Source organism: Kitasatospora sp. NPDC059747 (assembly GCF_042732955.1).
Taxonomy (GTDB): Bacteria; Actinomycetota; Actinomycetes; order Streptomycetales; family Streptomycetaceae; genus Kitasatospora.
This window is the reverse complement of record NZ_JBHWGV010000061.1, coordinates 35,065-53,479: the sequence shown is the minus strand read 5'-3', so window position 1 is coordinate 53,479 and position 18,415 is coordinate 35,065. Positions and strand designations below refer to the sequence as shown.

Here is an 18,415-nt window from a genome sequence, read left to right as displayed (position 1 = left end):
GCGCGCGCGAGTTGGGGTGGGCGCGGGCTCCCAGAGGGGCCCCGCACTCCCCACGCGCCTCGGCCTCGGTGACGCCCTCGGCGGTGTGGACGGCGAGCAGGGTCATCCGGCCGGTGGTGACGGTGCCGGTCTTGTCGAGGACGACGGTGTCGACCTTGCGGGTGGACTCCAGCACCTCCGGGCCCTTGATCAGCACGCCGAGCTGGGCGCCGCGGCCGGTGCCGACCAGCAGCGCGGTCGGGGTGGCCAGGCCCAGGGCGCACGGGCAGGCGATGATCAGCACGGCGACGGCGGCGGTGAAGGCGGCGGTCCAGCCCTCGCCGGTGCCGAGCCAGTAGCCGAGGGTCGCGATCGCGAGGGTGATCACGACCGGCACGAAGACCGCCGAGATCCGGTCGGCGAGGCGCTGGGCGGCGGCCTTGCCGTTCTGCGCATCCTCCACCAGCTTGGCCATGCGGGCGAGCTGGGTGTCCGCGCCGACCCTGGTCGCCTCGACGACGAGCCGCCCGCCCGCGTTGACGGTGGCACCAGTGACGGCGTCGCCGGCGGCGACCTCGACCGGGACGGACTCGCCGGTGAGCATCGACGCGTCCACGGCGGACGCGCCCTCGACCACGACGCCGTCGGTGGCGATCTTCTCGCCGGGACGGACCAGGAACCGGTCCCCCACCGCGAGTTCGGCGATCGGAACCCGCACCTCGCGGCCGGCCCGGAGCACCGCCACGTCCTTCGCCCCGAGCTCCAGCAGCGCCTTGAGCGCCGCCCCGGCGGTCCGCTTCGAGCGGGCCTCGAAGTAGCGGCCGGCCAGGATGAAGGCGGTGACGCCGGCCGCCGCCTCCAGGTAGATGTTGCCCGCGCCGTCGCTGCGGCCGATGGTCAGCTCGAACCCGTGCCGCATGCCCGGCATGCCGGCCGTGCCGAAGAACAGCGCCCACAGCGACCACAGGAACGCGGCGCCGGTGCCGAGCGAGACCAGGGTGTCCATCGTCGCGGCGCCGTGCCGGGCGTTGGTGAACGCGGCCCGGTGGAACGGCCAGGCGGCGTAGGTGACCACCGGGGCGGCGAGGGTCAGCGACAGCCACTGCCAGTTGTCGAACTGCAGGGCCGGCACCATCGCCATCGCGATCACCGGGACGGCCAGCGCCACCGCGGTGATCAGCCGCTGGCGCAGCGGCGCCAGCTCTTCGGCGTCACCGGTGTCCTCGCCGGCGGCGGGGCCGACGACGGCCGGGGGCTTCGGAAGGGCGGCGGTGTAGCCGGTCGCCTCGACGGTGGCGATCAGGTCGGCGACCTCGACCGTGCCCTCGAAGCTGACCTTCGCCTTCTCGGTGGCGTAGTTGACGCTCGCCGAGACCCCGTCCATCCGGTTGAGCTTCTTCTCGATCCGCGCGGCGCACGATGCGCACGTCATGCCGCCGATCGAGAGTTCCACCTCCGTGGAGGCGGGTGCCTGCGTGCTCATCGTTGCTCCTCGCGTCCGTGGCGCTGCGGGATCGGTACCCGGGAGGGGTATCCGGTGACGCCGGGGCGGCGCCGGGTTCCTTTATACCCCTGGGGGGTACCTGCCGCAAGACGTCGCCGGATACCCCCCATGGGTATTTCTGGAGCACGGGAACGTCTTGACTCGATACCCTAGGGGGGTATTAACTCGGCGGCGTCGAACAGACCGGCGCCGGCCCGGCGCCCATCCCGAGTCCCGAGGAGAGAGCGTCATGAACACCGCCCAGACCATGAGCAAGGCCACCGCCACCATCGACCCGTCAGCCGCCGGGGCGACCGCCTCCTCCTGCTGCGGCTCGTGCGGCACCGGCGCCGCGGCCGCCCCGGCCCCCGCCGTCGCCGTCGCGGGCCGCGCGGTCTTCCAGGTGCAGGGCATGACCTGCGGCCACTGCGTCTCGTCCGTGACCGCCGAGCTGAAGAAGATCGACGGCGTCACCGACGTCGCCGTGGACCTCGCCACCGGCCGCGTCACCGTCGAGGCCACCGCGCCGCTCGCCGACGAGGCCGTCGCCGCCGCGATCGACGAGGCCGGCTACGACCTCGCCGGCCGCCTCGACGGCTGACGATCGGCACCCGCACCACACCCGACCCGGGGGGGGGGGGGGGGGGGCGCCCCCCCCCGCCCCCGGCCCCTCCGGGTTCCGCCCCCGGACCGCCGGATCGAGGCGACTCAGTGGGCGAGCTTCACCGCGCCCGCCGTCATGGCCAGCCAGGCGCCCGTGATCAGCGCGATCGCCACGGCGAGCGGCAGGTGGACGGCACCGAAGAACAGGTCGAACACCCACCCCGCGAAGAAGAACGGCACCAGGCCCACGCCCCCGAGCCACCGGACGTCCTCGTCGATCCCCGGCAGACCGGCCACCACCAGGCCGGTGCCCACGGCGATCAGCAGCGCGAGCAACGCCAGGAGGCCGAAGCGGAATTGCGGGAACACCGACTTGTGGCCCCGGTACTCGACTTGGGCGACGTCGCCCCGCCAGACCTTCAGCAGCACGTACGTGCCGACGTCCGCGTCGTCGTAGAACGCCTCGCCGACGTCGTAGTCCTTGCCCCCGGGATCCGACTCGCGCGCCACCGTGAGGTTGTGGGTGGTCGAGTCCCCGCTGCGGCCCACCCACCGGTCCGTCACCCGGCCGCTCTCCAGCCGCACGCAGACCGACCCCGCAGACGGGTTGCCGGTGCTGCAGACCGGGGCGCGGGTGTACGCGCCCACGTCCTGGTTCACGGCGACGGTCCGCTCGATGCCGAACCCGACCGCGCACAGGCCGATCACGAGGAGCACCCCGCGCGCCAGCACCACGAGGGCCGTCGGCCATGCGCGCCGCGGCCGTGCGTCCCTCACGTCCCCCACCGTCCTCGCCACCCCCTGCTCCCCCTCGGGATGATGCCAAACAACGGACGGCCCGGGGCCGGAACCCCGACATCCCCCGCCCTTTCCCCCAGGGGTCCCGCCCCCTTCCGTACGACCACGGTGGGAGCCGATCCGGCACCTGAGGTGCACGGACGCCGTCCGGCGCGCCACCGAGGATGGAGAGGCCAACACCGGCCCCCACACCCAGGAGCGTGACCCATGGCCATCCGACGAAACGCGGTGATCGGCGGCGCGGCGGCCGTGATCGGACTCGGCGCACTCGCCGCCTTCGCCGTCCCGACCCTGAACGGCCTGCGGGAGGGGCGGCACGTCGAGGAGTCCGCCTACGCCACCGGCGCCAAGGCGAAGGCCGACCGCACGTCGATGCCGGCCTGGCTCCCCGACGGCGCGACGACCGTCAACTATCGTATGTCCACCACAGGTTACGACCGTCTGCTGGCCGCCACCGTCCCCGACGGCCGGCTGCCCGAGGGCTGCACCCCGGGCGAACCGCGCGGCGGCGTCAACCTGACGGCGGCCTGGTTCCCCGGCGACACGCGCGCCAAGGCGACGGCCCGCTGCGGCAGCTACGACGCGGCCCTGGTCGGCGACCGGCTGTACGCCTGGCAGGACCACGCCGTCGAACTCGCGGCCCTGCGGGCGGGTTGAGCCCTCCCCCGTTGAACTCCCCGCGCGCTAAGGCGCCTTGAGCAGGGGCAGGACGACGTCGTCGAGGATCTCGTCGACGACCTGGTCCGACGGCACGACGCCGCCCAGGAGGAACGCGTCGCGCAGGAGGTCGAGCGGGAGGGAGGCCGTGCGCGGGTTGATGCGCGCGGCGTTGATCTGCCCGCGGTCGGCGGCGCGGCGCATCATCGCCTCCAGCGCGTCCACCGCCCCGAAGGCCGTCAGCCCGGCGCGGAACCGCGCGCGCAGCTCGGGGTCGCGCATCAGGTCGATGAGGAAGCCGTGAACGGCGTCCGTGGGCAGGTCGTCGAAGCGGTGCAGCAGGCTGAGCAGGAAGGCGGCCAGGTCGGCCCTCAACTCGCCGGTGTCCGGCGGTTCCTGGAAGTCGGGGGCGTTGCGGCCGAGCGCGGCGATGACGAGGGCGGGCCGATTGGGCCACCGGCGGTAGAGCACCGGCTTGCTGGTCCGGGCGCGCACGGCGACGCCGTCCATGGTGAGCCGGTCGTAGCCGTGCTCGGCCAGTTCCGCCCACACCGCGTCGAGGATCGCGCGCTCAAGCTCGTCGCCCCGCCGGCGTGACGCCCGGCCGGCTTCCGCCCCGCCCACCGCTGCTCTGCCCATCACCGGATCCCGTAGATACGTTGCGTTTCTTATGGGGGCCAGTCTACAGTCGGGAGCAAGAAACCCGCCGTATCTTATGGGCTCGTACCCGAGGGAGACCGCCATGCCTGGCTCCGAAACACAGCTCGAAACCACCGACGTCCTCGTCGTCGGCGCCGGACCGGTGGGCCTCGCGCTCGCCGTCGGCCTGGCCCGCGCGGGCGTCGACTGCCGGATCGTCGAACGCGACCCGGACTTCCGCGACCGCGGCGTGCGCGGCAAGGGGGTCAACCCGAGGACGCTGGAGGTGCTCGACGACCTCGGCGCCGCCGACGCGATCCTCGCCCGCAGCCTGCTGAACCCCAAGCTCCGCACGTACGAAGGCAGTCGGGTCGTCCACGAGGTCGACCCGGCCGCCGCCAACACCGCGACGCCCGACCGCCCGTACGCCGGCATGGTCCTGCTCGCGCAGCACCACACCGAGGCGGTGCTGCGCGACCGGCTCGCGGAGCACGGCGGGAAGGTCGAGCTCGGGACGGAACTCGTGGACTGCGCCCAGGACGGCGAAGGCGTGCTCGCGACACTCCGCCGTTCCGACGCCGGCACCTCCGCGATCCGCGCACGGTACGTCGTCGGCTGCGACGGCGGGCGCAGCACCGTCCGCAAGCTCACCGGCATCCCGTTCCTCGGCGAGACCTGGGAGGAGGAGCGGTTCATCATGGCGTCGTTGCGCATCGACGGCCTCGCCCCCGACCGGATGCACATCTGGAACGACGCCCGGTTCGGCGCCGGCGCCCTCGCCATCGTGCCGCTGCGCCAGGACGACACGTGGGCCGTCCACGCCGCCGTCATCCCCGACGAGGACGGCGTGCTGCCCGCGCCCACCCTCGACACCTTCCGCCGCGTCTTCGCCGAGCGCGCCGGCCTGCCCGGCGTCACCCTCCACGACCTCACCTGGGCGAGCACCTGGCGCCCCACCGTCCGCATGGTCGAGCGCTACCGCAGCGGCCGGATCCTGCTCGCCGGCGACGCCGCGCACTGCCACTCCGCGGCCGGCGGACAGGGCATGAACACCGGCATCCAGGACGCCCACAACCTGGCCTGGAAACTCGCCGCCACGCTGCGCGGCGCCCCGGACGCCCTCCTCGACAGCTACGAGGCCGAGCGCCTGCCCGTCGCCCGCGCCGTCCTCGCCGCCACCTCCGCCCAGCACCGCACGCTCTTCTCGGACGGCGGAGCCCGGGCCCTGGCCGCCCAGTTCGCCGACCTGACGGCCACCGCGGGCGGCGACTTCACCGGCCTCTCCCTCGGCTACCGCGGCGGCCCGCTCGGCCGCGACCTCGACGACGCCACCGGCATCCGCGCCGGCGACCGCGCCCCCGACGCCCCCTGCCGCACCACCGACGGCCCCACCCGCCTGTTCGACCTGTTCCGCGGACCGCACTTCACCCTGCTGAGGTTCACCGACCGCCCCGGCCCGCCGCTCCTCCCCCCGCTCCCCGGCCTCCGCGAGGCCGCCGTCCAGGACCCGGACGGCCACGCGCGCCGCGCCTACGGCCTCACCGGCGACGCCACCGTCCTCGTCCGCCCGGACGGCTACGTCACCCTGACGGCGGGCACCCCCGACGCCGAGCAACTCCGCCACCACCTACGCCAGTTCGCCATCTGACCGACACCAGCGCGACGACGGGCGAATTACCCCCGGCCCCGGCGGGGCGGCGGCGGCGGGGGGGGGGCGGCGCGGGGAAGAGGTGGAGCATCTCGCGGTGCACCTCGGCGAAGGTGACGCTCTCGTACTGGACGGCCAGCGCCTGCGCCTCGGCGCCGTAACCCGCCGTGCCGGACGGCCCGTTCACAACGCCCCCCGCATGATCACCGCATCGCCGGCCGCCGCCGCGTCCGCGAAGAAGTCCCGCAGCTCCCGCAGGTCGGCGACGACCTCGGCGGCGAGGGTCTCGGACCACGGGGTCGCGAAGCCGAGCGCGACGACGGTCCGCGCGAGCACCGGGTCCTGCTGGCGGACCAGCTCGCCGAGGGCCGAGCCCCGCAGGAACACCGAGGCGGCGGCGACCTGTTCGGGGCGCAGCACGAGCACGTCGGGCTCCCCCGCCGGGCGCGGTGCGCCGCCGTGGAGGGGCAGGCGGGCCGCCGGGTCGGGGTGCAGGCCGTTCTCGGTGAGGGCGAGCGCCATCAGCCGCGCGGTGCGCCGTACGGCCAGGGCGAGCCCGGCGGCCGTCAGCTCGGCGAAGCCCGCGTCGTACCGGGAGGGGACGAGCGCGCCGAGTTCGGTCGGCGAGCTGGTGTCCACGGCCTGCCCGGGCAGGCGCCGCCAGAAGTGGTCGCTCACCCGAACAGCCTAGCGCCGCCGGATCATGCCGGGCGGGAGGGCACGGGCGCGAGGGCTCCGGACGCGAGGGCTCCGGACGCGGTCAGGCCTCCCCCGCGTGCCAGGCGGGCCACTCCCACGGGCGGTCGGCCCAGTGGACGCGCGCGGGGTCGTGGGGGTCGACGTCGGGGAACAGCTGGTGGATCCGGGGCTCGAACTCCTCGGGGGCCAGCGGCTCCCAGCCGTGGCCCTCGAAGTGGACCAGCCGGTAGCGGCTGTCGGTGCGGAACTCCGCGACATCGACCAGGTGGCCGGACGTGCTGTTGGTCTCCATGCCCCCAATATGTGGCGCGATGGCAATCCGCGCCCGTCCGGAACCCTCTTCCGGGTCATGTCCGGGTTTCGGCGCGCCCGTTGGGCCCGGTGGCTCGTTGAGCACGAAGCACACCACGAACCGGGGGGGGTACCGGACGCAGGAGGACATCGACATGACAGGGCAGCCCAGCGGCGGGCAGTGGCAGTGGCCGCAGCAGGCCTGGCAGCCACCGCCGGTTCCCGCCCCGCCGCCGACCGGGCCCGCCTACACGTCCGTCCCCCCGCCACCGCCCGACGTGCCACCACCGGCGGCGCCCGCCCCGAAGCGCTCGCGGAGGACGTGGGCGGCCGCGGCCGTGGGGACGGTGGCGCTGATGGCGGCCGTGCTGGCGATGTGCGGGCCGGGGGCGGGCGACGAGGTGTCCGTGGTGGCCGTGCCGCAGGCGGCCTCGCCGTCCCCGTCCGTCCCGGCGGCGCCGCACCTGCTGCCGATCCCGCCGCGCCCGGTGACGCCGGCGCCGTCCCCCCTGCCCGCGCCGACCCCCGCGGGCGGCGAGTCGGCGAACGCGGGCAGCGTCGCACCCATGGCGGAGGAGGAGCCGACGGCGACGGAACACGCCTCGGGCCCGCACCCGAAGTCGAGCCGCGCCCCGCACACGACGCCCCACCCGACCTCCGCCCCGGCGGCGTCCTCCGCCGGACGGGCCGGCCCGCCGGGGAAACCCCCGGCCCTGGGCCCGGGCTCCCTCTGCGACCAGGCCGAACGCATCGGCCGCTGGTCCGCCGACTCGGAACAGGCCCGCCTCTGCCGGAGCATCTACGGCTAGCCGGCCGGCTCGAAGGGGGTCGGTGGTGTGCGGCGGGGAGGCCCGAAGCCACGAGGTGATGCGGGGCTTGGCCCGTCTCGCGGCCGCATTCCCAGGTGGGGACCCGACGGTCCGTCCGGTCGGCCGGTGGTGCACCCGGCGGTCCCGTTCGGCGACGATCGCCCCCGGGCCGGCCCCGCCTGCGCCCTGCCCGGGCGGGGCCGGCTCACCCCTCGACGCACGTCGCGCCCCGGCCGTCAGGCCGGGCCCAGCAGTGCCCTGTCCAGCCGCGGTGCCAGCACGCGCGCCAGCGTGTCGGTGATGTGGCCGGTGTCGCGGTACAGGACCACGCCCTCAAGGACCGCCGGGCAGTCGGGGCCGCTGCCCGGGCAGAGCAGCGGGCCGACGTCCACCACGCGGACGCCGTACCGCGCCGCCAGGCCGCCGTCGAGCATCGGGTCGGGCTCGAAGGCGGTCGCCCGGGGGAAGAAGCAGGCGTCGGAGCGGCCGTCGGAGGCGGCGAGGCAGGTGGGGACGTCCTTGCCGGCCATCGGGGTGTCGCCGAGGTAGGCGAGGGGCGCACCGGTGGCGGCGAGGCGGTCGAGGGTGCGGGTCCAGCCTCGGGCGCGTTCGTCCTGGCTGCCGTAGCGGTTGAGGCCGGCCATGAGGATCAGGCGTGGCCTGGGTCCGGTGGCGAGCCGGGTGAGGGTGTTCTCGCGCCAGCGGTCGCACTCGTCGAACGTCCGGCCGAGGACGTCGTTGCGCACCGTGAGGGTGGCCAGTGGGCAGCCGGGTTTGACGAGGACCTCCAGGGCCCAGTGCCGTTGTTCGGCGATGGCGATGCCGGCCGAGATCCACTGTCCGGCGTGCGAGTCGCCGAGCAGGACGACGCGGTCGGGGCTGTTCTCGTCGCCGAACAGGCAGCGCGGGCTGGTGTCGGCGTTGAGCGGGATCTCGCAGCCCTTGCCGGGCGGGAAGTCGGCCCGGGCGCGCGCGAGCGACGGCGTGAGCCCGGTGACGCGCGTGCCGGGGGCGAGGAGGCCGGGCCCGTCGACGGCGCCGGCCGGGGCGACGGTCGGCGTGCCGGCGGTGCCGAGGGCGCGGACGGTGCCGCCGCCGAGGGTGAGGCCGGCGATCAGCGGGATGACGAGCGCGCTGGCGCCGACGGCGAGGCCTCGGCGCGGGGCCGGGCTGCTGCCGTACCGCAGGGGCTGTTCGACGAGCCGCAGGGTGAGCCAGGCGGGCAGGGCGGCGGCCGCGACGAGGGCGAGCTGGACGGGCCAGGACAGCGTGCCGTACCGGGCCTGGGCGATGGTCAGCACCGGCCAGTGCCACAGGTACCACGCGTACGAGAGGCGCCCGGCGGCGCGCAGCGGGCGGGTGCCGAGGAGCCGTCCGGCGTCCGGCGCAGCGCCCGGGCCGGCGAGGAGGACGGCGGCGGTGCCGAGGACGGGCAGGAGTGCGGCGGTGCCGGGGAAGGGCGTGGTGTGGTCGTACAGGAGGACCGGCGCGACGACGGCCGCGAGGCCGCCCCACCCGACGATCCGCCGTGCCCACCCACCGCGGCCGAGCACCCCGCCGAGCAGCGCCGCCAGCGCCCCCGCCGTGAACTCCCAGAGCCGGCCGACGGTGGAGAAGTACGCGAGCGGCGCCGACGTCTGCGTCCACTGGATGCACAGCACCAGCGAGGCGGCACCGACGCCCGCCGTCACGAGGAGGGTGGCGGCGGTGCGGCGGCGGCCGTGGAGGTGGCGGGCGAGGCCGAGCAGCAGGACGCCCCACAAGAGGTAGAACTGGTTCTCGACGCCGAGCGACCAGAAGTGCTGGAGCGGGCTCGGGTCGCGCCCGGCGGCGAGGTAGTCGGTCTGCTGCCCGACGAACCGCCAGTTGGCGTACTGCCCGGCGGCGGCGATCAGGTCACGGGCGAGGTCGGTGCCGCGCAGCGGGTCGAGCAGGACGCCGCCCGCGACGGCGGTGGCGACGAGCACGACGGCGGCGGCGGGCAGGATGCGGCGGGCGCGGCGGGCGAGGAAGTCGACGAGGCCGGGCGGACGGCCGGACGAACCGCCGGACGAACTGCCGGTCAGCAGGCCGGTGATGAGGAATCCGGAGATGACGAAGAAGACGTCGACGCCGACGTAGCCGCCGGTGAGGCCGGGCACGGCGGCGTGGTAGGCGAGGACGGACAGGACGGCGACGCCGCGCAGGCCCTCGACGTCGGGACGGAAGGCGGCACGCCTGCGCGGCGCGCCGGCGTCGGGAACGGGCACGGGGTCGGCTGCGGGAACGGGAACGGCTGCGGGAACGACGGGCCGCTCGACCCGGACGACGCCGGGGAGCAGGGACGCGGAGTCGGAGGCGGAGGCGGAGGCGGATGAGGTCGGCGGTTCGGCGCTCGCCGGTGGTACGGCCGTCGGCACGGCGGGGCTCCTTGCTGGGCAGGCAGCGGGGATCGGGGGCCGCCTGGCCGATGGGGCGGCCGGGCGGCGGGTCCGCGCCGGTGGGGCGACGCGCAAGGAAGGGAAGAGCTCGTAGGGCTCGTAAGGGGGGCGCGGGTCAGAAGACCAGCGGGTCGGCCCAGCCGGACGCCAGCAGGCCGCAGAGCAGCAGCACGGCGGTGACGGCGACGGCCTCGGCCCGGCCGAAACCCGGGTCGGTGCGGCGCCGCGCGGGCGGGGCGACGTCGGCGACGGCGGCTCCGTTGCCGCCGCGCAGCAGGGGCCACAGGGCCCTGATGAGCGGGACGATCGTGTACGCGGTGAGCGCGAGGAGCGCGGTGAGCGCCCAGTACGGCCGCCAGCCGTGCTCCGCGACAGCGCGGCCGAGTCCGGCGGCGCCCGCGAGGACGACGAGCCCGAGCCAGCCGACGCCGATCCGGGCGACGGTCCGGGCGAGCGAACCGCCGCGCGACACGGCGCCGGTGGGCACCCAGTCGGCGCTGCGGCGGCGCAGCGCGTGCGCGATGGCGACCACGTGGCAGAGCCCGCCGAGGAGTTGGACGCGGGTGACCTCGAAGCGCCAGCGGGTGCGCGACATCGCGGGCAGCAGGACGAGTGCGACCCAGATCGGCGGCAGGAAGGGCAGGACCTGCCACGGCTGGATGTCGTCCGGGGCGAAGAACAGCATGATCAGGGCGGGCAGCGGAACGGCGAAGACGTTCACCGCGCTCGTCACGTAGCCGAGGATGCCGTTCCAGAAGCAGAGCCGGGCGGAGCGGGGCAGCGGTCCCCGGCGGAAGTCCGGGTCGCGGACGAGGGCCAGGGAGCCGAGGCACCAGCGGTACTGCTGGCTGATGAAGGCGGGCAGGCCGGTGGGCGACATGCCCTTGGCGACCAGGGCCGGCACGTACCGGGTGGTCCACCCGGCGCGGGCGAGCGAGAGGCCGGTGTAGAGGTCCTCGCTGTGGTCGGTCTCGGCGAAGCCGCCGACGCGCATCAGCGCGGCGCGGCGGTAGAGGGCGTTGGTGCCGCAGCAGACGGTGCCGTCCTGCGCGTCCCGGGAGGGCTGGATCCAGCGGTAGAAGATCTCCTGGGTGGCTCCGGCGGCGCGTTCGAGCCAGGACATGTCGGCGTCCGTGTCGAAGCACTGCGGGCTCTGCACGATGCCGACCTCGGGGGTGTCGAGGTAGGGCACCAGGTGGTGCAGGAAGTCGGGGCGCGGGCAGAAGTCGGCGTCGAGGACGGCGATGATCTCGCCGTCGCCCTCGGCGAGGCCGTGGTTGAGGTTGCCGGCCTTCTTGAACCGGCCGCGGTCGGGCCGGGCGCGGTAGCGGAAGCCGTAGGACTCGGCGAGTTCGCGCACCTCGGGGCGGGCGGCGTCGTCGAGGACGAGGACGGTGAGTTCGCCGGGCCAGTGGACGGCGGCGGTGTGCCGGTAGGCGTTGTCGAGGACGGCCAGCGGCTCTCCGGCGGTGGGCAGCAGCAGGTCGACGCCGGGGTGCCGGGCGGGCCGCCAGGCGCGGATCAGCAGGTCGTGCGAGTCGCGCGTGTAGCGGCGGGCGCGCTGGCCGTCGGTGAGCGAGAGCAGCCAGGTGGCCGCGTTGAGGACGGTGAGGAGCAGGAAGGGCCAGAGCAGCGGCCGGCTCAGGGCGAACAGGCCGAGGGTGGCGGTGGCTCCGGCGTAGGAGAGCGTCGCGCACAGCGGCACCCAGCGGCGTTGCGGGCCGAAGTACCAGTAGAGCTCGTCGTCGCCGGGCGGGGCGGGCAGTCGGTGGTCGTCAGGGCGGTCCGGGCGGTCGGGGTCGTCGGGCCGGCCCGGATCGGGTGTCCGGCGCGGGCCGGTGTCGGGTGCGGGCATGGCGGTGCCATGGAGTACGGGCATGCGGAATTGGCCCCCTGGGAGTGGGACGGAACGTCGGCCGTTCGAGCCCAGGGTCTCACATTGGCCTAGACCAATCATGAACGAGGTATGACATCTCCGCATCGGTGCTGGTCAGCGACTTTGACGGCACATCAGCTCAGGACCGCCCTCCAGGGATCATGGATCCGGACACGAGAAAACGCCCCCGGCCGTGCCTCGTGGGCAACGTCCGGGGGCGTCGGGACCGCGACCGCTCCCGTCGTGGAAAGGGTCAGATCTCCTTCGTCAGCGTCTCGAAGCGCAGGTCCTCGCGGCGCGGGATGCCGAAGCGCTCGTCGCCGTACGGGAACGGGGTGTAGACGCCGGTCCGGCGGTAGCCGCGGCGCTCGTACCAGGCGATGAGGTCGGCGCGCTGCTCGATCACCTTCATCTCCAGCACCGTGACGCCCCACTCCTCCCCCGCGAGCCGCTCCGCCTCGGCCAGCACGGACCGGCCGAGGCCGCCGCCCTGGAGGCCGGGGCGCACCGAGAACATGCCGAAGTAGGCGTGGCCGGCGTGGCGTTCCAGCTGGCAGCAGGCGAGGAGTTCGCCGTCCCGCTCGGCGACCAGGACGACGCCGTCAGGGTCGCCGACCGCCTCGGCGACGGCGTCGGCGTCGGTGCGCTGACCGTCCAGGAGGTCGGCCTCGGTGGTCCAGCCGGTGCGGCTGGAGTCGCCGCGGTAGGCGGACTCGACGAGGGCGACGAGCGCGGGCACGTCGGCGGCGGTCGCCGGACGGAAGACGGGCGGGTGAGCGGTCTCGGTCATGGGGGCGGTCCTTCCGCTTGCTCTGGTCTGTCGCGATCGGCCCAGGTGGGGCGGCCTTGCGGGCATCGTGTCACAGCCGCGGAGACCCCTGACCGGCAGGCCCGGGGCGAACCGCGGACGACAGACGGGAGGCGCACGGGCAACGGGCGGACGACCGGGGCGCACGGTGTCACCCCGCCACACGGGGCGGCGGTTCAGGATGTGGCCCCGGCGTCTGGTCTTCCTGGCGGGTGCATGGCTACTCTGCTCCCCGGCCGGGCCAACTCCCCGCCACACCGGCCCCATTGGGCCGCCACGCACCGGACCAGAGGAGTGTTCATGTCCAGCACTTCCCGCTCCGCCCGCACCACCAGATCCACCGCGACCCGCCGCCGCACCACGCTCGCCGCGCTGGCCGCGACCGTCGCGCTCGTCGCGGGCGCCGCCGCCCCGGCGTACGCGGACGATCCCGCGCCCGCCGCCGCACCCGCCGCCCGCGGCGACCACCCCGAGCTCGACTTCGCCGGCTCCACGGTCGCCGCGCACGAGGGCGGCGACGCCGACCCGGCCGCGATCCGCTCGCTCGCCGTCACCCAGACCGCCGGGATGGACGTCTCCGGCTGGCAGGGCAGCGTCGACTGGGCCACGGCCGCCGCCAACGGCGCCACCTTCGCCTACGTCAAGGCGACCGAGGGCACCACGTACCGGAACCCGTCCTTCGCGCAGCAGTACAACGGCTCCTACGACGCCGGGCTGATCCGCGGCGCCTACCACTTCGCGCTGCCGGACCGCTCCTCCGGCGCCACCCAGGCCGACTTCCTGGTGGACCACGGCGGTGGCTGGTCCGCCGACGGCGTCACGCTGCCGCCCGCGCTCGACATCGAGTACAACCCGTACGGCGCGACCTGCTACGGGCTGAGCCAGGGCGCCATGGTCGCCTGGATCCACTCCTTCAGCGACACCGTCCTCGCCCGCACCGGCCGCTACCCGACGATCTACACCACGACCAACTGGTGGTCCCAGTGCACCGGCAACAACGGTGACTTCGGCGCCACCAACCCGCTCTGGATAGCCCGCTACTCCAGTTCGCCCGGCACCCTGCCGAACGGCTGGGGCTACCAGACCATCTGGCAGTACGCCTCCTCCGGCACCTTCCCCGGCGACCAGGACCTCTTCAACGGCGCCTACGACCGCCTCCAGGCGCTCGCCGCCGGCTGACGCGCGAAGGGAGCCCCCGGCAGATGCCCGGGGGCTCCCCTGCGTCGCGCTCAGCGCGGGTCGACGAGGTCCTGGGCGAAGACCGTCCCGAGCGGCTCGGGGCCCACGTACTGCTGGCAGTTGCACTGGCGCGGCTCGAACTGCACCGGCCGGCGCTCGGCGTCCCACGCGGTGGGCGCTTCGACCTCCTCGTGGCAGCGGCCCTGCTTGTCGTGCTTGGCCAGGTGGTGCGTGCAGCCGCAGACCGGCTCCGGCGGGCGCTTGGCCGCCTCCAGCGCGGCCTGCTGGCGGTCGGCCGCGTCCAGCAGCTCCAGCTTGCGCTCGTGCCGCGTCTTCAGCGCCCGGCGGGCGTTGTTGGCGACGTACCCGCCGCCGTACAGCACTGCCGGCACGATCCACCACGCGATGTCGAACATCGGCCCATCCCCCGTCGTCCCCGAATTCCCCCCTTGCGGGGTTCCGGCGCACATCGTACGCCTGACCTGCGGTGGAGGACCCAACGAGGACCCAACGAGGATCCGACGAGGATCCGACGAGGACTCGGGTCAGCGGATCACGGGGAGCACCGCGGCGTCCGAACGGCCCGAGGCCGCCTCGATGAACGCGACCGGGTCGGCCACCTCGGCGAGCAGCGCGCGGACCGCGCGCAGGGCCGCGTCGGCGGGCGGCGGGCCGCCGACGGCCGCGATCAGGTCGAGCAGGTGGACGGTCGCCTCCATGAGCGCCACCTCGGCCAGCGCGCCGATCCGCACGGTGCCGAGGAGCGGGTGGGCGGCGACGGTGTCGGGCGGGAGGTCCGCGTAGCCGGCCAGCGCGGCAGGGCCCTCGACCTCGAAGCGGGCGATCAGCCCGGCCGGGTCCGTCCCGGCGGCGGTCTGCTTCGCGGCGTCGGCGACCTGCCCGGCGGCGGTGTGCGCGAGACCGCCCGGCTGGTTGAAGAAGCGCAGGATGTCGGCAGCGGACTCCACCTTCGCCGGGCCGTCGACGATGGCGGAGCGCAGCTGCGTGAACGATTCGGCGCTGGGGGCGACATGCGCGAACAGGTCCAGGACCGTCCACTCCGGCAGCCGGGTCCGCCGGGCCCACGTCTCGGCGTCCAGCCCCTTGCCGCGTTCCGCCCAGGAGAGCCAGGCCTCGGCCAACAGCTCGGTCGCGGGGGCGATGTGACGGGTCATTCGGTCTCCTCCGGCAGGGGCGTGGACAACGTGCGTCCACCGTAACCGAACGGCCCGGAAAACCGGTTGCCGGATGGGCACTTGAGACCCCACGATCGGGGCATGACCAGGACCTCCGCCCGCCCGCTGCCGCTTGCCCCCGCCGCCCGCCCGGCCCGGGCCCAGCAGCAGCGCCGCCGCCCCCGGAGGCCCGACCGCGCCCACGCGTGAGCGCCGAGCTCGTCCCGGGGCTCCTCGCCGGCTACGGCATCGCCGTCCCGGTCGGGGCCGTCGGGGCCTACCTCGTGGCGCTCACCGCCCGCACCGGGCTGCGCACCGGGGCCTGCGCGGCCCTCGGCGTGGCCACGGCCGACGGGCTGTACGCGCTGCTCGCCGCCGTCGGCGGGGCCGGGCTGGCGCCGCTGCTCACGCCGGTCGCCGGGCCGCTGCGGATCGCCTCGGCGCTGGTACTGCTCGCCCTCGCCGTCCGGACGGCCGTCACCGCGCTCCGCGCCGGGTTCCGGGCCGGGCAGGCCGTCGAGGCCGCACCGCCCGGACCGGCCAGGGCCTACCTCACGCTGCTCGGCATCACGCTGATGAACCCGCTCACCGTGCTCTACTTCGCCGCACTCGTCCTCGGCCGGCAGGACACGGCTCCGGGCGCGGCTCCGGGCGCGGCCGGGCGGGCGGTCTTCGTCGCCGCCGCGTTCGCGGCCTCCGCCAGCTGGCAGCTCCTGCTCGCCACCGGCGGGGCCCTGCTGGGCCGGGCGCTCACCGGTCCGCGCGCCCGGCTGCTCACGGCACTCGCCTCCGCGGCGGTGATCGGCGGGCTGGCGGTGCACCTCCTCGCCGGTGCGCCCGGTTCACCCTGAATCGGAGCAGTTCATCCGCTTCGGTAGCACATTTACCTTGTATCCTGGATTCGTATCCCTGGACATCCCTCGCCGTCCCCCACCGCGAAGGAGTGCGGACATGGCCGAGCAGGACAGCCCCGGGCCGGACGACACCGGTCAGGTCGGCCCCGCACCCGACAGCCGCGCACACGAGGGCCCCGAGAAGCGGGGACGCCTGAACCGTCCGCTGGTGCTCCGCACGGCCGTCGCGCTCGTCGACCGCGAGGGCCTCGCGGCGCTCACCATGCGGCGCCTGGCCGGGGAGCTCGGCGTCGAGTCCATGGCCCTCTACCGCTACACCCCCGGCAAGGAGGCGCTGCTCGACGGACTGATCGAGGCCTACTTCGCCGAGGTCAACGAGCGACTGCGCAGCTCCGCGCAGTCCCCGGAGCCCGCCTGGCGCGCCGAACTGCGCCGCATCGCGCGGACGTTCGCCGCCGTCGCGCACGCCCACCCCGAGATCCTGCCGCTCGTCGCCACCCGCCCGCTCGCCGTGCCGATGGCCCGCCGGCCCGCGTCCGTGCTCGACCTCACCGAGCACATCCTCGCCGTCCTCGGGCGGGCCGGCTTCGACGACTCCACCGCGCTCACCGTCTACCGCGCCTTCGTCGCCTGGAGCCTCGGCTGCATGCTCGTCGACAAGCGCCAGGTCGTCGACAACGAGGCCGAGCCGGACCCGGCGCTGCGCCTGGGCCTGCACCGGCTGTCCGCCGCCGACTACCCCCGGCTGCGCGCACTGGTGCCCCGGTTCGCGGACTTCGACGACGAGGCGGAGCTGCTGGCCGGCCTGGACAGCCTGCTCGACCGGATGCCCCCGTCCCCGCTTGACGGGTTCTACGGCGGCGGCGCATCCTGAGGATACGAGGTACACGTCGGACATATCCCCCGCGCCCGAAAGAGGCCGCCATGATGTCCGCCGTTCCCAACGAACCATTCCCCGACGACATCCTCCGCGTCCGCGTCACCGCCAGGGACGCGGACACCCTGCGCGCGCTCCTGCGCGAGGTCCGCCCCGACAGGGGCGGCAGCCCGAGCATCGCCCCCGACGGGAGCGTCGGCATCGACGCGTACGTCCCGGAGGAACTGATTCCCGCCCTCGAACGCGAGGGCGTCACGGTCGTCCGGATCGCGAACGCCAGCGCCAAGGGCCGGGCCGCCCAGGCCGAGGTCGGCACCGGCAACCGGTTCGCCGAAGGCGCCGTGCCGCGCGGCCTGGCCGCCAACCTCCCCGGCTGACCAGGGAGGAGAGCGTCATGCCGTACCTGAACATCGTCGAGGTCGAGTCCGCGCTGGAGAACCTCGCCACCGCGTACCCGGGCCTCGCCCAACTCGTCGACCTGCCCGAGACCTCCGTCGAGAACCGGACGATCCACGCGCTGAAGATCGGCGCCCCCGCGCCCTTCCCCAAGGACGCCGTCGTCATGCTCGGCGGCGTGCACGCCCGTGAGTGGGGCAGCTGCGAGATCCTCGTGCACCTCGCCGCCGACCTGCTGGAGGCCCACCAGAACGGCACCGGCCTCGGCTACGGCGGCGCGACGTACAGCGCCGCCCAGGTGACCGGGCTGCTCCAGCGCCTAGACCTGGTCCTCCTCCCGCTCGTCAACCCCGACGGCCGACTCTACAGCCAGACCGTCCAGCCGATGTGGCGCAAGAACCGCAACCCGGCCTACGGCGGCGGGAACCCGGCCCCCGGCTGCACCGGCGTCGACCTCAACCGCAACTACGACTTCCTCTTCGACTTCACCACCGCCTTCTCGCCGGCCGCCGACGTCACCCACATGTCGACCAACCCGTGCGATCCGATGGTCTACGCGGGCCCGCACGCGTTCTCCGAGCCCGAGACCCGCAACGTCCGCTGGCTGCTCGACCAGTACCCGCGCACCGGCTGGCTGATCGACGTGCACAGCTACTCCGAGGACATGCTCTACAACTGGGGTGACGACGACAACCAGTCCGACAACCCCCGGATGAACTTCCAGAACGCGACGTTCAACCACAGGCGGGGCGTCGCGAACGACCTCGACTACGCCGAGTACATCGACAAGGGCGACGTCGACAACGAGGTGCTGCTCGCCGAGCGGTTCTGCCAGGGCGTCGCGAGCGTCCGCGGGATCGTCTACACGCCGAAGACCGGGTTCAACCTGTACCCGACCAGCGGGACCAGCGACGACTACGCGTTCGCGCGGCACTTCGTCGACCCGCAGAAGGGCAGGGTGCTCGGGTTCACCGTCGAGTGGGGAACGGAGTTCCACCCGAAGTGGGCGGACATGGAGAAGATCATCCTCGACGTGGACGCGGGCCTCGTGGCGTTCTGCCTGGCCACCGCGTGAAACCCCCTGAGTGAAATCCCCTGAGCCATAGTGCCCGACAGCGGAGGGGGGGGCCCCCCCCCGGGGGGGGGGGGGGGGCCGGGGGGGGGCGGCGGCGGGGGGGGTGGCGGGCCGGGGGGGTAGAATAGAGGGTGGGAAAACGACCCCCG

The 18,415-nt window shown here is 74.6% G+C and carries 19 protein-coding genes; 9 read left to right on the top strand and 10 right to left on the bottom strand.

Annotated elements, in window-relative coordinates:
* Positions 1-1,462, bottom strand: a 1,462-nt coding sequence (locus tag ACFV4G_RS25340) for a heavy metal translocating P-type ATPase (protein ID WP_380444129.1), incomplete at its 3' end; no start/stop codon positions are given.
* A gap of 250 nt (positions 1,463-1,712) precedes the next feature.
* Here ACFV4G_RS25340 and ACFV4G_RS25335 point away from each other — a divergent pair.
* Complete coding sequence (locus ACFV4G_RS25335; protein ID WP_380444127.1) at positions 1,713-2,063, top strand: heavy-metal-associated domain-containing protein; 351 nt, start codon at positions 1,713-1,715, stop codon at positions 2,061-2,063.
* 107 nt (positions 2,064-2,170) lie between these two features.
* Here the strand turns inward: ACFV4G_RS25335 and ACFV4G_RS25330 are convergent, their stop codons facing one another.
* Positions 2,171-2,842, bottom strand: coding sequence for a hypothetical protein (locus tag ACFV4G_RS25330; protein WP_380444125.1), 672 nt, complete (start codon positions 2,840-2,842; stop codon positions 2,171-2,173).
* Between the two features lie 228 nt (positions 2,843-3,070).
* On the opposite strand from ACFV4G_RS25330, the gene ACFV4G_RS25325 reads away from it, so the two are divergent.
* Entirely contained in the window at positions 3,071-3,520 is a 450-nt protein-coding gene (locus tag ACFV4G_RS25325) for a hypothetical protein (RefSeq protein ID WP_380444123.1), read from the top strand.
* A 27-nt stretch (positions 3,521-3,547) separates the two neighbouring features.
* Here ACFV4G_RS25325 and ACFV4G_RS25320 read toward each other — a convergent pair whose 3' ends face one another.
* A complete protein-coding gene (locus tag ACFV4G_RS25320) occupies positions 3,548-4,159 on the bottom strand; it encodes a TetR/AcrR family transcriptional regulator (RefSeq protein ID WP_380444121.1) in 612 nt (203 codons plus the stop codon).
* Between the two features lie 103 nt (positions 4,160-4,262).
* On the opposite strand from ACFV4G_RS25320, the gene ACFV4G_RS25315 reads away from it, so the two are divergent.
* Entirely contained in the window at positions 4,263-5,807 is a 1,545-nt protein-coding gene (locus ACFV4G_RS25315; protein WP_380444119.1) for an FAD-dependent monooxygenase, read from the top strand.
* Between the two features lie 183 nt (positions 5,808-5,990).
* Here ACFV4G_RS25315 and ACFV4G_RS25310 read toward each other — a convergent pair whose 3' ends face one another.
* The gene (locus tag ACFV4G_RS25310; protein WP_380444117.1) at positions 5,991-6,485 is read right to left on the bottom strand and encodes a hypothetical protein; all 495 of its coding nucleotides are present in this window, start codon (positions 6,483-6,485) and stop codon (positions 5,991-5,993) included.
* An 82-nt stretch (positions 6,486-6,567) separates the two neighbouring features.
* A complete protein-coding gene (locus tag ACFV4G_RS25305; RefSeq protein WP_380444115.1) occupies positions 6,568-6,798 on the bottom strand; it encodes a hypothetical protein in 231 nt (76 codons plus the stop codon).
* Positions 6,799-6,952: 154 nt separating this feature from the next.
* Between ACFV4G_RS25305 and ACFV4G_RS25300 the strand changes: the two genes are divergently transcribed.
* On the top strand, positions 6,953-7,606 hold the full coding sequence (locus ACFV4G_RS25300) for a hypothetical protein (RefSeq protein ID WP_380444113.1): 654 nt from the start codon (positions 6,953-6,955) through the stop codon (positions 7,604-7,606).
* Positions 7,607-7,842: 236 nt separating this feature from the next.
* On the opposite strand, the gene ACFV4G_RS25295 is transcribed toward ACFV4G_RS25300, so the two are convergent.
* The 3 genes from ACFV4G_RS25295 to ACFV4G_RS25285 form a co-directional block, all read right to left on the bottom strand.
* Complete coding sequence (locus tag ACFV4G_RS25295) at positions 7,843-10,005, bottom strand: acyltransferase family protein (RefSeq protein ID WP_380444111.1); 2,163 nt, start codon at positions 10,003-10,005, stop codon at positions 7,843-7,845.
* A gap of 136 nt (positions 10,006-10,141) precedes the next feature.
* Positions 10,142-11,905, bottom strand: coding sequence for a glycosyltransferase family 2 protein (locus ACFV4G_RS25290; RefSeq protein ID WP_380444109.1), 1,764 nt, complete (start codon positions 11,903-11,905; stop codon positions 10,142-10,144).
* Between the two features lie 250 nt (positions 11,906-12,155).
* Positions 12,156-12,692: a GNAT family N-acetyltransferase gene (locus ACFV4G_RS25285; protein WP_380444107.1), complete on the bottom strand. Its 537-nt coding sequence runs from the start codon at positions 12,690-12,692 to the stop codon at positions 12,156-12,158.
* Between the two features lie 318 nt (positions 12,693-13,010).
* Here ACFV4G_RS25285 and ACFV4G_RS25280 point away from each other — a divergent pair, with 318 nt between their 5' ends.
* A complete protein-coding gene (locus tag ACFV4G_RS25280; RefSeq protein ID WP_380444105.1) occupies positions 13,011-13,889 on the top strand; it encodes a lysozyme in 879 nt (292 codons plus the stop codon).
* 50 nt (positions 13,890-13,939) lie between these two features.
* Here ACFV4G_RS25280 and ACFV4G_RS25275 read toward each other — a convergent pair whose 3' ends face one another.
* Complete coding sequence (locus ACFV4G_RS25275; RefSeq protein WP_380444103.1) at positions 13,940-14,305, bottom strand: hypothetical protein; 366 nt, start codon at positions 14,303-14,305, stop codon at positions 13,940-13,942.
* Between the two features lie 129 nt (positions 14,306-14,434).
* Positions 14,435-15,064, bottom strand: coding sequence for a maleylpyruvate isomerase N-terminal domain-containing protein (locus ACFV4G_RS25270; RefSeq protein WP_380444101.1), 630 nt, complete (start codon positions 15,062-15,064; stop codon positions 14,435-14,437).
* A gap of 206 nt (positions 15,065-15,270) precedes the next feature.
* Between ACFV4G_RS25270 and ACFV4G_RS25265 the strand changes: the two genes are divergently transcribed.
* From ACFV4G_RS25265 to ACFV4G_RS25250, 4 genes are all read left to right on the top strand, one after another.
* Positions 15,271-15,915: a LysE family transporter gene (locus ACFV4G_RS25265; protein WP_380444099.1), complete on the top strand. Its 645-nt coding sequence runs from the start codon at positions 15,271-15,273 to the stop codon at positions 15,913-15,915.
* 100 nt (positions 15,916-16,015) lie between these two features.
* A complete protein-coding gene (locus ACFV4G_RS25260) occupies positions 16,016-16,792 on the top strand; it encodes a TetR/AcrR family transcriptional regulator (RefSeq protein WP_380444097.1) in 777 nt (258 codons plus the stop codon).
* Positions 16,793-16,842: 50 nt separating this feature from the next.
* Positions 16,843-17,172, top strand: a complete 330-nt coding sequence (locus ACFV4G_RS25255) for a hypothetical protein (RefSeq protein WP_380444095.1) — start codon at positions 16,843-16,845, stop codon at positions 17,170-17,172.
* Between the two features lie 17 nt (positions 17,173-17,189).
* Complete coding sequence (locus ACFV4G_RS25250) at positions 17,190-18,266, top strand: M14 family metallopeptidase (RefSeq protein WP_380444093.1); 1,077 nt, start codon at positions 17,190-17,192, stop codon at positions 18,264-18,266.
* Positions 18,267-18,415 lie beyond the last annotated feature (149 nt).